The sequence below is a fragment of the Chimaeribacter arupi genome, from assembly GCF_002858805.1.
In the GTDB taxonomy this organism is placed as follows: Bacteria; Pseudomonadota; Gammaproteobacteria; order Enterobacterales; family Enterobacteriaceae; genus Chimaeribacter; species Chimaeribacter arupi.
Window position 1 is genome coordinate 42,125 of sequence record NZ_PJZI01000015.1, and the last position, 13,810, is coordinate 55,934.

The 13,810-nt window shown below is 62.8% G+C and carries 14 protein-coding genes; 12 read left to right on the plus strand and 2 right to left on the minus strand.

All coding sequences use genetic code 11. The features are described from left to right. Window positions 1-73: 73 nt before the first annotated feature. Genes CYR52_RS10695 through mlaA form a run of 8 tightly spaced genes read left to right on the plus strand, consistent with a single transcriptional unit; the run spans window position 74 to window position 6,502 of the window. Complete coding sequence (locus CYR52_RS10695; protein ID WP_072930673.1) at window positions 74-811, plus strand: heme ABC transporter permease; 738 nt, start codon at window positions 74-76, stop codon at window positions 809-811. Next, the gene (gene ccmD / locus CYR52_RS10700) at window positions 808-1,047 is read left to right on the plus strand and encodes a heme exporter protein CcmD (RefSeq protein WP_072930671.1); all 240 of its coding nucleotides are present in this window, start codon (window positions 808-810) and stop codon (window positions 1,045-1,047) included. The genes CYR52_RS10695 and ccmD overlap by 4 nt, the downstream gene beginning before the upstream one ends. Next, complete coding sequence (gene ccmE, locus CYR52_RS10705) at window positions 1,044-1,532, plus strand: cytochrome c maturation protein CcmE (protein WP_072930669.1); 489 nt, start codon at window positions 1,044-1,046, stop codon at window positions 1,530-1,532. Before ccmD ends, ccmE begins: the two co-directional genes overlap by 4 nt. Beyond that, on the plus strand, window positions 1,529-3,496 hold the full coding sequence (locus tag CYR52_RS10710) for a heme lyase CcmF/NrfE family subunit (protein ID WP_101828548.1): 1,968 nt from the start codon (window positions 1,529-1,531) through the stop codon (window positions 3,494-3,496). Before ccmE ends, CYR52_RS10710 begins: the two co-directional genes overlap by 4 nt. Then, on the plus strand, window positions 3,493-4,047 hold the full coding sequence (locus tag CYR52_RS10715) for a DsbE family thiol:disulfide interchange protein (RefSeq protein ID WP_072930665.1): 555 nt from the start codon (window positions 3,493-3,495) through the stop codon (window positions 4,045-4,047). Before CYR52_RS10710 ends, CYR52_RS10715 begins: the two co-directional genes overlap by 4 nt. After that, window positions 4,044-4,502 (plus strand): cytochrome c-type biogenesis protein, encoded by a 459-nt coding sequence (locus CYR52_RS10720; RefSeq protein ID WP_072930663.1) that lies wholly within the window; start codon window positions 4,044-4,046, stop codon window positions 4,500-4,502. Before CYR52_RS10715 ends, CYR52_RS10720 begins: the two co-directional genes overlap by 4 nt. Then, window positions 4,502-5,713, plus strand: coding sequence for a c-type cytochrome biogenesis protein CcmI (ccmI, locus tag CYR52_RS10725; protein ID WP_101828549.1), 1,212 nt, complete (start codon window positions 4,502-4,504; stop codon window positions 5,711-5,713). The genes CYR52_RS10720 and ccmI overlap by 1 nt, the downstream gene beginning before the upstream one ends. A 30-nt stretch (window positions 5,714-5,743) precedes the next feature. Continuing rightward, entirely contained in the window at window positions 5,744-6,502 is a 759-nt protein-coding gene (gene mlaA, locus CYR52_RS10730) for a phospholipid-binding lipoprotein MlaA (RefSeq protein ID WP_072930659.1), read from the plus strand. Between the two features lie 70 nt (window positions 6,503-6,572). On the opposite strand, the gene fadL is transcribed toward mlaA, so the two are convergent. Then, window positions 6,573-7,850: a long-chain fatty acid transporter FadL gene (fadL, locus tag CYR52_RS10735; protein WP_072930657.1), complete on the minus strand. Its 1,278-nt coding sequence runs from the start codon at window positions 7,848-7,850 to the stop codon at window positions 6,573-6,575. A gap of 369 nt (window positions 7,851-8,219) precedes the next feature. Here fadL and CYR52_RS10740 point away from each other — a divergent pair, with 369 nt between their 5' ends. The 4 genes from CYR52_RS10740 (at window position 8,220) to sixA (ending at window position 13,170) form a co-directional block, all read left to right on the plus strand. Continuing rightward, window positions 8,220-8,516 carry a YfcZ/YiiS family protein gene (locus tag CYR52_RS10740; protein WP_072930655.1) on the plus strand — a complete coding sequence of 99 codons (297 nt, stop codon included), beginning with the start codon at window positions 8,220-8,222 and terminating at the stop codon, window positions 8,514-8,516. 241 nt (window positions 8,517-8,757) lie between these two features. Further along, entirely contained in the window at window positions 8,758-10,071 is a 1,314-nt protein-coding gene (gene fadI / locus CYR52_RS10745; protein WP_072930653.1) for an acetyl-CoA C-acyltransferase FadI, read from the plus strand. Next, a complete protein-coding gene (gene fadJ, locus CYR52_RS10750) occupies window positions 10,068-12,242 on the plus strand; it encodes a fatty acid oxidation complex subunit alpha FadJ (RefSeq protein WP_101828550.1) in 2,175 nt (724 codons plus the stop codon). The genes fadI and fadJ overlap by 4 nt, the downstream gene beginning before the upstream one ends. Before the next feature lie 445 nt (window positions 12,243-12,687). After that, the gene (gene sixA / locus CYR52_RS10755) at window positions 12,688-13,170 is read left to right on the plus strand and encodes a phosphohistidine phosphatase SixA (protein WP_072930649.1); all 483 of its coding nucleotides are present in this window, start codon (window positions 12,688-12,690) and stop codon (window positions 13,168-13,170) included. A gap of 27 nt (window positions 13,171-13,197) precedes the next feature. Here the strand turns inward: sixA and smrB are convergent, their stop codons facing one another. Beyond that, entirely contained in the window at window positions 13,198-13,728 is a 531-nt protein-coding gene (smrB, locus tag CYR52_RS10760; protein ID WP_072930647.1) for an endonuclease SmrB, read from the minus strand. Between the last annotated feature and the right edge of the window lie 82 nt (window positions 13,729-13,810).

Consider the following 13,810-nt stretch of genomic DNA (forward strand, 5'->3'; position numbering starts at 1 on the left):
CCCTGCGGGAGGCTGCCGCCCCGCACCACGGGCAGGCGTTCACACCGTGAATTTTTACAACGAGCACTGAACAATGTGGAAATGGTTACACCAACTCGGTAAGCCGGACCGGCTTTACCACCTGTGCGGCCGGTTTGTGCCCTGGCTGGGGCTGGCGGGTGCGCTGACGCTGGTACTCGGCTGGGTCTGGGGCTTTGGCTTCGCCCCGGCTGACTACCAGCAGGGCAACAGCTACCGGATTATGTACATCCATGTGCCGGCTGCCATGTGGTCGATGGGCATCTACAGCGCGATGGCGGTCGCCGCGTTTACGGCGCTGGTCTGGCAGATGAAGATGGCGAACCTGGTGGTGGCCGCGATGGCCCCGGTCGGCGCGGCCTTTACCTTTATCGCGCTGGTGACCGGCGCGGCCTGGGGCAAACCGATGTGGGGCACCTGGTGGATCTGGGATGCGCGCCTCACCTCCGAGCTGGTGCTGCTGTTCCTCTACCTGGGCGTCATCGCGCTCTATAACGCCTTTGAAGACCGGCGGCTGGCGGGCCGCGCGGCCGGCATCCTGGTGCTGGTCGGCATCGTCAACATCCCGATCATCCACTACTCGGTGCAGTGGTGGAACACCCTGCACCAGGGTTCCACCAATATGCAGCAAACCATCGACCCAAGTATGCGCTACCCGCTGCGCTGGGCGATTGTGGGCTACCTGTTCTTCTTCCTGACCCTGACGTTGATGCGCCTGCGCAACCTGATCCTGATCCAGGAGAGCCACCGCCCGTGGGTGCTGGCCCTGTTCAGCCGGAGACCCCGCCCATGAGTCCTGCTTTTTCATCCTGGGCCGCCTTTTTTGCCATGGGCGGCTACGCCTTTTATGTCTGGCTGTCGGTAGGGGTCACGCTGCTGACGCTGGCCGGGCTGCTGCTGCACACGGTGCTGCAACGCCGCCAGGTGATTGCCGCCGTCCGCCGCCGTGAGGCGCGGGAAACACGCATCCGGGCATCCAAAACCGTTACGCCTGCCGCCGCTGCGTCAGCGCAGGAGAGTTCACAGTGAATCCACGTCGTAAAAGCCGCCTGTATCTGGCGGTGGCCGTGCTGGTCGGCCTGGGCCTGACCGCTGCGCTGGTGCTTTATGCCCTGCGTTCCAACATCGATCTGTTCTATACCCCCAGTGAAATTTTACAGGGCAAAGGCGAAAACCATGAGAAGCCGGAAGTGGGCGACCACCTGCGTATCGGCGGCATGGTGATGCCCGGCTCAGTGAAGCGCGACGGCAAGAGTTTGCAGGTCAGCTTTAAGATTTATGATGCGCGCGGGGCCATCGCGGTAACGTACACCGGCATCCTGCCTGATCTGTTCCGCGAAGGGCAGGGGGTAGTGGCGCAGGGCGTGCTGGGGCCGGATAACGTGGTCGATGCTAAACAGGTGCTGGCCAAGCATGATGAAAAATATGTGCCGCCGGAGGTGGCAGACGCGATGAAAGAGAACCACCGCGGCCCGGCGGCGGCGTATGTCGCCAATGAGGGCGGTAAATCATGATCCCGGAAATCGGCAGTTTTCTGCTCTGCCTCGGGCTGGGCGTCGCCCTGCTGCTGAGCATTTACCCGCAGTGGGGCGCAGCGCGCCAGGACGCCCGGATGATGGCGGTGGCGCGGCCGCTGGCCTACGGCATGTTCGCCTGCATCGCCGGGGCGTTCGCGATTCTGGTGCACGCCTTTGTGGTCAACGATTTTACCGTGGCCTATGTGGCGACCAACTCCAACAGCCACCTGCCGGTCTACTACCGGGTGGCGGCGACCTGGGGCGCGCATGAAGGGTCACTGCTGCTGTGGGTGCTGCTGCTGAGCACCTGGACGTTGGCGGTAGCACTGCTGAGCCGCCGGATGCCGCAGGACGCGGTGGCGCGGGTGCTGTCGGTGCTGGGCATGATCACCGGCGGTTTCCTGCTGTTTATTATCCTGACCTCAAACCCCTTTACCCGTACCCTGCCGGACTTCCCGATTGACGGCAGCGACCTCAACCCGCTGTTGCAGGATATTGGCCTGATCTTCCACCCGCCGCTGCTCTACATGGGCTATGTCGGCTTCTCGGTGGCGTTCGCCTTTGCCATCGCCTCGCTGATGGCCGGGCGGCTCGACACCGCCTGGGCGCGCTGGTCACGCCCCTGGACCACGGCGGCCTGGGTGTTCCTCACCATCGGCATTGTGCTCGGCTCCGCCTGGGCCTATTACGAACTGGGCTGGGGCGGCTGGTGGTTCTGGGACCCGGTGGAAAACGCCTCCTTTATGCCGTGGCTGGCGGGCACGGCGCTTATCCACTCCCTGGCGGTGACGGAAAAACGCGGCACCTTCAAAGCCTGGACGGTGCTGCTGGCGATCACCGCGTTCTCGCTCTGCCTGCTCGGGACGTTCCTGGTGCGCTCCGGCGTGCTGGTGTCGGTGCATTCATTCGCGTCTGACCCGGAGCGCGGCCTCTACATCCTGGCTTATCTGGTGATTGTCATCGGCGGGTCGCTGCTGCTGTATGCGGTGCGCGGCGCGCAGGTGCGCAGCCCGGGCCGCCATGAGCTGTTCTCGCGGGAGAGTTTTTTGCTCGGCAACAACGTACTGCTGATTGCGGCGATGCTGGTGGTGCTGCTCGGCACCCTGCTGCCGCTGGTGCACAAACAGCTTGGCCTCGGCAGCATCTCGATTGGCGAACCCTTCTTCAACACCATGTTCACTTTCCTGATGGCCCCGCTGGCGCTGCTGCTGGGCATCGGGCCGCTGGTGCGCTGGCGGCGGGATGACGCCGGGAAATTCCGGAAACGGCTGGCGGCCTCGCTGGCAGTGACGCTGCTGCTGTCCGTGTTGCTGCCGTGGCTGATGCAGGACCGTATCGCCGGGATGACGGTGCTCGGGCTGATGATGGCGCTGTGGGTGACGATCCTGACCCTGCTGGAGCTGCATGAGCGCGCCACCCACCGCCACAGTTTCTGGCGCGGGCTGACCACCCTGACGCGCAGCCACTGGGGCATGGTGCTGGGCCACCTCGGCGTGGCGGTCACGGTAATCGGCATCGCCTTCAGCCAGAACTACAGCGTCGAGCGTGACGTGCGGATGAAGGCGGGTGACAGCGTGGATATCCGCGGTTACCACTTTGTGTTCCGCGAGGTGCACAGCATCACCGGCCCTAACTACAGCGGCGGCGCAGGCATTATTGACGTCAGCGAAGAGGGCAAACCGGTGGCTGAACTGCGCGCCGAAAAGCGCTACTACAGCGTGGCGCGCAGCATGATGACTGAAGCGGCGATTGACGGCGGGCTGGTGCGTGACCTCTACGCTGCGCTTGGCGAGGAGCTGGACGACGGCAGCTGGGCGGTGCGGCTCTACTATAAACCGTTCGTGCGCTGGATCTGGCTCGGTGGCCTGCTGATGGCGGCGGGCGGGGTGCTCTGCATCCTTGACCCGCGCTACCGGATGAGCAAAAAGCAGGCGCGCCGGCCTGCGGTGGAGAAAGTATGAACCGTAAGCTGTTATTTATCCCCCTGATCCTGTTCCTGCTGCTGGCCACTGCTTTTGTGGTGCAGTTGCAGCGCAACGCCCACGGCGATGACCCGACCCGGCTGGAGTCGGCGCTGATTGGCAAACCGGTGCCGGTGTTTACCCTCGCGTCGCTGGCGGAGCCGGGCAAAACCTACAGCCAGGCCGTGCTGCGTGACGGCAAACCGCTGCTGCTGAATGTCTGGGCCACCTGGTGCCCGACCTGCCGCGCGGAACACCAGTACCTGAACAGCCTGGCGGCGCAGGGCGTGCGCGTGGTGGGGCTGAACTACAAAGATGACCGCGCCAAAGCGGTCAACTGGCTGAACACCCTCGGCAACCCCTACGCGCTGAGCCTGTATGACGGCGACGGGATGCTGGGGCTGGATCTCGGCGTGTATGGCGCGCCGGAAACCTTCCTGATCGACGGCCAGGGCATCATCCGCTACCGCCATGCCGGTGACCTGAACGCGGAAGTCTGGCAGCGCGAGGTGGCGCCGCTCTACCGCAAATATGGCGGGGGCGCATCATGAGGCTGCTCTGTTTGCTGGCCGGGTTGCTGCTGAGCACCAACCTCTGGGCGGCGATTGACACCTATCAGTTCAAGAGCACTGAACAGGAGCAGCAGTACCGCGAGCTCACCGAACAGTTGCGCTGCCCGAAATGCCAGAACAACAGCATCGCGGATTCCAATTCCATGATCGCGGCGGACATGCGCACCAAAGTCTATCAATTGATGGAGCAGGGGCAGTCCCGCCAGCAGATCATCGACTATATGGTGGCGCGTTACGGCCATTTTGTGACCTATGAGCCGCCGGTGACCGCCTCGACCCTGATTCTGTGGGCCGGCCCGGCGCTGTTTGTGCTGGCCGGCGGGCTGGTGGTGGTGCTGCGCGCGCGCCGACAGGGGCGGGCGGCCACGCTGTCGCCGCAGGAGCAGGCGCGGCTGGCGCAACTGCTGAATGATTCTGACAGGACACATGACTGATGGCTTTTTGGCTGATTGCGTTTTTATTGCTGGTGATCGCCGCGACCCTGCTGGTTGCGCCCACCTTCCGCCGCACTGCGCGTGCGCCGGAGGCCAGCCGGGACAGCCTGAACAAGGCGTTCTACCATGAGCGGCTGGCTGAGCTGGCCCATGACGAGCAGCAGGGGATCATCGCTGAGCGGCCGCTGCTGGTGCAGGAGTTGCAGGAAAACCTGCTGAGCGACATTCCCGGCCGGGCGGCTGCGCCGGTGCGCCCGCTGGGCCGCTGGGTGCTTATCCCCGGCGTGCTGGTGCTGGTGCTGGTTGCGGTCGGGTTCTACCTGAAAACCGGCGGGCTGGTGCAGGTGGCTGCCTGGCAACAGGCGGTGCGTGACCTGCCCGCCTTGCGCGCACAGGTGGCGGACGCCCACGCCGCCCCGCTGACGGATGACGACGTGGCGCGCCTTGGGCTGGGGCTGCGCACCGCGTTGCAGCACGATCCGCAGAATGTGGAGAACTGGCTGCTGCTCGGGCGGGTCGGCGTGGCGCTGAACAATGCCGCCACCGCCACCCAGGCGTTTGGCCGCGCCTATGCGCTGCAACCTGACAACCGCGACGTACAACTGGCCTATGCCGATGTGCTGACCCGCTCAGCTGACCCGGCCGATCAGCGCCAGGCGGAAACGATGCTGAAAGCGCTGGGCAATGCGGACCCGACAGATTTGCGGGTGCTGAACCTGCTGGCGTTTAACGCCTTCCAGCAGGGGAACTACCCGAAAGCGATTGAGGGCTGGAGCCTGATGCTGCGGGTGCTGCCGGCGGGTGACCCGCGGGCGGAGATGCTGCGGCGCAGCATTCAACAAGCGCGCAGCAAAGCGGGTATGGATAATGTGCGGCTCGGCGTGGCGGTCACGCTCTCACCCGAGGCGGCACGCCGGCTGCCGGGGCAGGGCATGGTGCTGATCTCTGTCACTGACGGCGTTAGCCCGGTGCCGGTCGCCGTAAAACGCCTGCCGCTCAGCCGCTTCCCGCTGTCACTGACTATTGATGACACGAATGCAATGATGCCTGAAAGGTTGCTTTCTTCAATACATCAGGTCAAAGTCAAGGTACGCATTTCGCCGGAAGGATCGGCCACCCCCCATCACGGGGAGTGGACAGGTGAGAGCAGTCTCCAGCCATTTTCCGGGCGACAACAGGTCAATATTGAGATTAATCAGCAGGTGCCGTAGTGCGCCTGCCGTAAAAATAGGGAGAAAAGAATGAACTACCGCCTGATGGGATTGGCCTTTGCCGGCGTACTGCTTGCCGGTTGCGCCAGTTCACCGGATGAGCAGCAGCAGGGGCGGTCTGATCCGCTCGAGGGCTTCAACCGGGCGATGTTCAGTTTTAACTACGATGTGCTGGACCCGTACATCGTGCGGCCTGCGGCGGTCGCCTGGCGGGATTACGTGCCGATGCCGGCGCGTAACGGCCTGAGCAACTTCACCGGCAACCTGGATGAACCGGCCACCATGGTCAACTACTTCCTGGAAGGCAAACCCTACGATGCGATGAAGCACTTTACCCGCTTCTTCCTCAATACCCTGCTGGGGATGGGCGGCCTGATTGACGTGGCCGGCATGGCGAACCCGCAACTGGCGCGCGAAGAGTCGCACCGTTTCGGCAGCACGCTGGGCTATTATGGCGTGGGTTACGGCCCGTATGTGGAGTTGCCGGGCTACGGCAGCTTCACTCTCCGTGAGGATGGCGGTGAGTGGGTGGACAAACTCTACCCGCCGCTGAGCTACCTGACCTTCTGGATGTCCGCCGGGAAATGGGTGGTGGAAGGGATTGAAACCCGCGCCCAGCTGCTCGACTCTGACGGCCTGCTGCGTAACTCTTCCGACCCGTATGTGATGGTGCGTGAGGCCTACTTCCAGCGCCACGATTTCCTGGCGCGCGGCGGTAAACTCACCCCGGCCACCAACCCGAACGCGGCCGCGATTGAAGGCGACCTGGACGACATCGACGCCCAGTAACCGCCGGTGCCACCCGATAACTGACGAAAAAAAAGCGCCCACGGGCGCTTTTTTTATGGGGAAGTCTTTGTCAGAACAGGTAGTTGAAGTTAACGCCGTAGAGCCAGGCCTTGCCTTCGGAGTCAAACTCGTAGTTCGGCAGGCTGGCCGAAATCGCTTCACTGATGTGCACTTTCTGGCCATGCATGTACGACACACCCACATCCACGGAGGCATCTTCGTTGAAGGCGTAGGTCGTCCCGGCGCTGAGCCAGAAGCGGTCCTGATCCGGGATCGAGATGGTGCGGTTTTGCGCCGGCACCGGGCTGTCATCAAACGCGATACCGGTGCGGAACGTCCAGTTGTCGTCGTAGTAATAGGTGGTGCCGAGCGCCAGGCGGTAAGCGTCTTTGAAGCCTTCATGTTTTTCAAACAGCGTCTGGCCGCTGGTGCCGGTGGCTTTCAGCTCCTGGAACTGGCTCCAGCTGGTGTACGTCAGGCTGTAGTGGATCGCCCATTTCGGGGCCACTTTGTTATAACCCGACACTTCCCACATCTCCGGCAGGTTCAGCGTCAGCGCACCCGGAATGGTGCTGCCGCCGGTGCCGCCGAGCTGTGCCGGCAGTTCGTTGCGGTAGTCGCCGTCAAAATCGATGTCGACTTTCGAGCGGTAGGTCAGGCTGTAGCGGTTGTTGTCATCCACTTCATATAACAGCCCGGCGTTCCAGCCGTAGCCCCATTCGTCACCTTTCAGGTGGGCGATCTGGGTATCGGCGGAGATCAGGCCGCGGCTTGACAGCACGCCCGCCTCACCGGCATTACGTTCAATTTTGGCGCGTGCGTAGACAGCGTCAAACCCCACACCCACGCTGAAGTGCTGGTTCACGCGGTAGGCGGCGCTGAGGTTAAAGTTACCGGTTTTGAGTTCGGTTTTGCCGCCCATCGGGCCGGCCGCATAGCCGCTGTTGAAGTCGGTGGCCAGGCCATAGTTGGAGGTGGCGGACGCGCCCACTGCCCACTGGTCATTCAGCGGCAGAATGAAGTGCAGATTGGGTACCCACTCGGACGGTGCAATATTGCTGGCGCTGGTGCTGGCACCGGTCAGCGGTGAATTGCCGGTGATGTCGACATCCGGGTCGATATAAATGGCACCTGCGGAGAACGCCGGGCGGTCAAACATGGTCATGGTGGCCGGGTTACGGCTGCCGGACGCAGCGTTGTCTGCTATCGCGCCTTCACCTGAAAAGGAGCGGCCCAGCCCGGACGTCGAATATTCATTGAGCAGGAAGCCCGCGGCGGATGCCTGCGAGGTAATGACGGTGAGTGCTGCTGCCAGTGCAGTTCTTTTGAACAGGTTTTTCTGGTTCATGACCAAAACCTCATGTTATTTGTTTATTTTTAGCATTGTTACATGACGTAACAAGGAGCGCGGATTGTAGGGTCCGGGGAGCGGCCGACAAATCAGACCAGTGAGCGAATTATAGAGCTGACCTTGCTTTTTGTTGCAATAATGTTTTCCAAATATTGCTGCATTGATAACAAAAATTAGACTGCCTTAACAAAATCGCCCTGGACATTGCCCATTGTTGTCGTTTTTCAGCGATTTTTTACGGTTCTTGTGGGATATGTGCGCCATAAAAGGCTTACGAAAAGTAAGTGCTAGTGCATCCACCGCCGCAGGCGTAAAATCTTACCTATCTTGTCACTTTCCCTTTTATATCCTGCCAAGGAGCACACTATGTCCGATGCTATTAAGACGTGTAATGCCCAGGAAACCGCTGCCTGCTGCTGTGTTGATGTCGGTACCATCATGGATAACAGCGACTGCACCGCCTCTTACAGCCAGGCGTTTGCTGACCGCGCCGCCGCTGAGGCGATGCTGGCGACGCTGACTGAAAAAGCGCGCAACGTGGAGTCTGACCCCTGCCAAATCAGCAGCCAGATCACACCGGAAGGTGAGGGCGTGCGCCTCGACGCGGAATTCACCTTCGCCTGCCAGGCGGAAACCCTGATCTTCCAGCTCGGCCTGCGCTGATCCCACTGTTTTGCTGCATCCTCTCCCTCGCCCCGGCGGGGGATTTTTTTGCCTGTTGCCCAGGCCCCGCAGCCGGGGATTGCGGCCGGGTAAACGGCGCTTTTCTCAGGGCAAAAGGTGTTCAGGCTCCCACTTTCAGCCGGTTGCGGTTTGCGGCGTGTAAACATTTGGTTAAAAATAACCCCTGTGAGGTCTGACCTGTTAACGGCAGACGCGTATTATCCCGCTTTCAGGAGCAGCTATGGACAAGGTGTTACCGCTTATCACCCGCAGCGGCGATCGCATTGCGATTGTGGATGGGTTGCGCACGCCATTTGCCAAACAGGCCACGGCGTACCACGGCATCCCGGCGGTGGATCTCGGCAAAATGGTGGTCAGCGAACTGCTGGCGCGCAGCGGCCTGGACCCGCAGGTGATTGACCAATTGGTGTTCGGCCAGGTGGTGCAGATGCCGGAAGCGCCCAACATTGCCCGCGAAATCGTGCTCGGCACCGGGATGGATGTGCAGACCGATGCCTACAGCGTGTCACGCGCCTGCGCCACCAGCTTCCAGGCCGTGGCGAATGTGGCGGAAAGCATCATGGCCGGCACGGTGCGCGTCGGCATCGCCGGTGGGGCGGACTCCTCCTCGGTGCTGCCGATTGGCGTCAGTAAAACGCTGGCGCGCACGCTGGTGGATGCCAACAAAGCGCGCACCCTGTCACAGCGCCTGAAACTCTTCAGCCGCCTGCGCCCGCGTGACCTGCTGCCGGTGCCGCCTGCCGTGGCGGAGTATTCCACCGGCCTGCGCATGGGCGACACCGCCGAACAGATGGCGAAAAGCCACCACATCAGCCGTGAGGATCAGGACGCGCTGGCGCACCGGTCGCACCAGCTGGCGGCACAAGCCTGGAAAGCGGGCCACCTGCAACAGCAGGTGATGGCCGCGCACCTGCCGCCCTACCGCACCCGGCTGGAGCAGGACAACAACATCCGCCAGGATTCCCAGCTGGCGCACTACGCCAAACTGCGCCCGGCGTTTGACCGGCGGCACGGCAGCGTCACTGCCGCCAACAGCACGCCGCTCACTGACGGGGCCGCCGCCGTGCTGATGATGACGGAATCCCGCGCGGCGGAACTGGGCATGGTGCCGCTGGGCTACCTGCGCAGCTATGCGTTTACCGCCACCGACGTCTGGGAAGATATGCTGCTCGGCCCGGCCTACGCCACGCCGCTGGCGCTGGAACGCGCCGGGTTAACGCTCGGCGAGCTGGATCTGGTGGATATGCATGAGGCGTTCGCTGCCCAGACGCTGGCGAACCTGAAGATGTTCGCCAGCCCCGATTTTGCCCGTGACAAACTGAACCGGCCGCAGCCAATCGGCGAGGTGGACCCGCAAAAATTCAACGTGCTGGGCGGCTCAATTGCCTACGGCCACCCGTTTGCCGCCACCGGCGCGCGGATGATCACCCAGACATTGCATGAGCTGCGCCGCCGCGGCGGCCGGTTTGGCCTGACCACCGCCTGTGCCGCCGGTGGCCTCGGCGCGGCGATGATCCTGGAGGTGGCATCATGAGTTTTGACAACGCAGCGGCCCGGCCGCCGGAAGAGCAGGTTGCCGCCCTGCCGCCGGATGCGGCGTTCCGCTTTGAATTACGGCCCGATGGGGTGGGGGTGATCACCCTGGATGTGCCGGGTGAAAAAATGAATACCCTGAAGGCGGAGTTTGCCGAACAACTGGCGCTGGTGCTGAAACAGGCGCAGGCCCAGCCGGGGTTGCAGGGGCTGGTGATCATCTCCGGCAAACCCGACTCCTTTATTGCCGGGGCGGACATCAGCATGATCGCCGCCTGCCACACCGCCGGGGAAGCGACCCGGCTGGCGAAAAAAGGGCAGATGGCCATGGCGCAGGTGGCCGGGTTCCCGGTGCCGGTGGCCGCCGCGATCAACGGGGCCTGTCTGGGCGGCGGGCTGGAGCTGGCGCTGGCGTGCCATTACCGCGTCTGTTCGCTGGAAGACAACACCCGGCTCGGCCTGCCGGAAGTGCAGCTCGGCCTGCTGCCCGGCTCAGGCGGCACCCAGCGGCTGCCGCGGCTGGTGGGCGTCAGCAAGGCCTTGGATATGATCCTCACCGGCCGCCACCTGCGGGCGCGTCAGGCGTTGAAAATGGGGCTGGTGGATGAGGCAGTGCCGGTGTCGATTCTGCTGGAGAGCGCAGCGGCGCTGGTGAAACGCGGCTGGCGGCCCTCGCGCCCGCTGCCGTGGCAGGAGCGGCTGATGGGCGGCCCGCTCGGCAAGGCGGTGCTGTTCCCATTGGTGCGCAAGAAAACCCTGGCGAAAACCCACGGCAACTACCCGGCCCCGGAGCGGGTGCTGGCGGTGGTGCGCAAAGGGCTGGACGAGGGCAGCAGCAGCGGTTATCCGGCCGAGGCGCGGGCGTTTGGTGAACTGGCGATGACGCCGGAGTCCGCCGCGCTGCGCAGCCTGTTTTTCGCCTCCACTGCCCTGAAAAAAGCGCGCGGCAGCGAGGCGGAGCCGGCCCCGGTGGCGCGTGTCGGGGTGTTGGGCGGCGGGCTGATGGGCGGCGGCATCGCCTGCGTGACGGCCACCCGTGCCGGGCTGCCGGTGCGGATAAAAGACATCAGCCAGGAGGGGATCGGCCACGCGCTGAGAACCACCTGGGAGACGCTGGGCAAACAGGTGAAACGCAAACGGATCACCGCCGCGCAACGTAACCGGCAGATGCAGCTGATCACCGGCACCACGGACTATCAGGGCTTCGGCCAGGTTGATCTGGTTGTCGAGGCGGTGTTTGAGGATCTGGCGCTGAAGCAGCAGATGGTGGCCGAGGTGGAGCAGCACGCTGCGCCGCACACCATTTTCGCCTCCAACACTTCGTCGCTGCCGATTGCGCAGATTGCCGCGCAGGCGCAGCGCCCGCATCAGGTGATCGGGCTGCATTACTTCAGCCCGGTCGAGAAAATGCCGCTGGTGGAGGTGATCCCCCACGCCGGCACCGATGCGCGCACGCTCGCCACCACGGTGCGGCTGGCGCAACAGCAGGGCAAAACCGCAATTGTGGTGGCTGACCGCGCCGGGTTTTACGTTAACCGCATCCTCGCGCCCTATATTAATGAAGCGGCGCGCTGCCTGCTGGAAGGCGAGCCGATGGAGCGCATTGACCGGGCGCTGGTGAAGTATGGCTTCCCGGTCGGGCCGATCATGCTGCTGGACGAAGTCGGGATCGATGTCGGCACCAAAATTATCCCGGTGCTGGTGCGTGAACTGGGGCCGCGCTTTGCCGCGCCGGAGGCGTTTGATGCCGTGCTGAAAGATGGCCGCAAAGGGCGCAAAAACGGCCGCGGGTTCTACCTCTATGCCGGGCGGGGCAAAAGCAAAAAGCCCGATCCGTCGCTCTATACCCTGTTGGGCATTACGCCGAAGCCGGGGCTGACCGAGCCGCAACTGGCCGAGCGCTGCGTGATGATGATGCTGAACGAAGCGGTGCGCTGCCTGGATGAGCAGGTGATCCACAGCGCGCGTGACGGCGACGTCGGCGCGGTATTCGGCATCGGTTTCCCGCCGTTCCTCGGCGGCCCGTTCCGCTACCTTGACCGGCTGGGGGCGGCCGAGGCCGTGAGCCGCCTGCGGACGCTGGAGGCGCGCTTCGGTGAGCGTTTCGCCCCCTGTGAACAGCTGGTATTGATGGCAGAGGCGCAGCAGCGCTTCTATCCCGTTGAGGGATAAACACGGCCGGAAACGTCACGGCGGCGCGGTCGCCGTGACGGAAATTCAGCGTTTTACCGGGTATTTCACCGCATTCCGTGATGCAGATCACTGACTGGGTGCGACGGCTGGCCTCAGGCTGTACACGTTATGAGCAGCCGACTACCGTAAAAAGAGGCGCGATGAAAAACAGCGCGGAATTTTACAAAACTTTTCGAGAGGTTACGGCATTCAATAAGATATTGAATTGCTGGTTAAGTAACCAGTATTGCGGGGCGCTGGCCCGGTTTGCTCTAAAAAACAGCATTTTCTTTGTGAGAACTTTCAGGCAAAATGCCCGGCCGCCATAAGAGAGAGACGGCGCGTTATCGTTATCAGGTTGCCCCAGGGAGGCTGGGGGAAGTCAGCGATACAGCACGCGACGCGTTTCTGTATGGCGTTATTTTGTCAACAAAAACGGTGCAATATGCAAGTTTTGATTATGCGTCACGGTGAGGCCGCCCTTGAGGCCGCCAGCGATTCGGTAAGGCCGCTTACCCAGTGTGGCCGTGATGAGTCCCATCAGATGGCGGTGTGGCTCAATGCCAAACCACTGGACATTGACCGGGTGCTGGTCAGCCCCTATCTGCGTGCTGAGCAGACGCTGGCGACGTTGCGCAGCGCACTGCGGCTGCCGGACGGGGAAGAAGTGCTGCCCGAACTGACGCCGGGCGGTGATGCGGCGCTGGTGGCCTGCTATTTACAGGCGCTGGCGAAAGAGGGCGTCTCTGCGGTGCTGGTGGTCTCCCACCTGCCGCTGGTCGGCTATCTGGTGGCAGAGCTTTGCCCCGGCGAATGCCCGCCGATGTTTGCCACCTCGGCCATTGCAGGCATCACGCTGGACGCCGCCAGCGGCAAAGGCACCTTTGACTGGCAGCTCAGCCCCGCGCAGGTGCTGGCCAAAGCCTGATTTCCCGGCCGGTTCGCCCGGCCGCGGTTACTCCGCCAGCTCTACCAACACCAGCAACGCCGCATCGCCGCCGAACGCTTTCGGTGCCTGATGGAAGGCCAGCACATCCGGGTGCTGTGCCAGCCACAGCGGCGTCTGCTGTTTCAGGATATGTTTGCCGTGCCCATGCATCACGCAGGCGCAGTGCACATGCTCCCGCCGGCAGGCGGCAATCAATGCCCCCAGCTCCTGCTTCGCCTCATGCTGCGTCAACCCGTGCAGGTCAAGGAACAGCTCCGGGGAATAGTCGCCGCGCCGCAATTTCTTCGCCTCAAAATGATCAACCCCCGGCCGCACATAACGCATCGGGCCGTCACTCTCCAGCAATGGCTGGAACTCATCTGAGAAATAGTAGGTCGCGTCGATTTGCTCCTGCATCAGCCGCTTCGGGGCGATGGCCTTCACTTTCGGGCGGGGTTTCGGGTGCACTTTGGTGTCATGGTGCAGCCGTTTGGTGCCCGCCAGGGACTCACGGAACAGCTGCTGCTCCTCACTGCTGAGCGGATATCGTTTTTTCATGCGGGTGGTCGTCGCGAAAGAGTGTGATAAAAAAGTTAACCCTAGTTTACCTATTCCGGCATAAAAAGTCCGGCCTGCCGCT

Excerpts from the sequence above, each read along its gene's own strand:
- fadI (WP_072930653.1), top strand. The coding sequence starts at position 8,758 with ATGGACAAGGTGTTACCGCTTATCACCCGCAGCGGCGATCGCATTGCG.
- CYR52_RS10695 (WP_072930673.1), top strand. The coding sequence starts at position 74 with ATGTGGAAATGGTTACACCAACTCGGTAAGCCGGACCGGCTTTACCAC.
- CYR52_RS10740 (WP_072930655.1), top strand. The coding sequence starts at position 8,220 with ATGTCCGATGCTATTAAGACGTGTAATGCCCAGGAAACCGCTGCCTGC.
- ccmI (WP_101828549.1), top strand. The coding sequence starts at position 4,502 with ATGGCTTTTTGGCTGATTGCGTTTTTATTGCTGGTGATCGCCGCGACC.
- mlaA (WP_072930659.1), top strand. The coding sequence starts at position 5,744 with ATGAACTACCGCCTGATGGGATTGGCCTTTGCCGGCGTACTGCTTGCC.
- ccmD (WP_072930671.1), top strand. The coding sequence starts at position 808 with ATGAGTCCTGCTTTTTCATCCTGGGCCGCCTTTTTTGCCATGGGCGGC.
- fadL (WP_072930657.1), bottom strand. The coding sequence starts at position 7,850 with ATGAACCAGAAAAACCTGTTCAAAAGAACTGCACTGGCAGCAGCACTC.
- CYR52_RS10710 (WP_101828548.1), top strand. The coding sequence starts at position 1,529 with ATGATCCCGGAAATCGGCAGTTTTCTGCTCTGCCTCGGGCTGGGCGTC.
- sixA (WP_072930649.1), top strand. The coding sequence starts at position 12,688 with ATGCAAGTTTTGATTATGCGTCACGGTGAGGCCGCCCTTGAGGCCGCC.
- smrB (WP_072930647.1), bottom strand. The coding sequence starts at position 13,728 with ATGAAAAAACGATATCCGCTCAGCAGTGAGGAGCAGCAGCTGTTCCGT.
- CYR52_RS10715 (WP_072930665.1), top strand. The coding sequence starts at position 3,493 with ATGAACCGTAAGCTGTTATTTATCCCCCTGATCCTGTTCCTGCTGCTG.
- fadJ (WP_101828550.1), top strand. The coding sequence starts at position 10,068 with ATGAGTTTTGACAACGCAGCGGCCCGGCCGCCGGAAGAGCAGGTTGCC.
- CYR52_RS10720 (WP_072930663.1), top strand. The coding sequence starts at position 4,044 with ATGAGGCTGCTCTGTTTGCTGGCCGGGTTGCTGCTGAGCACCAACCTC.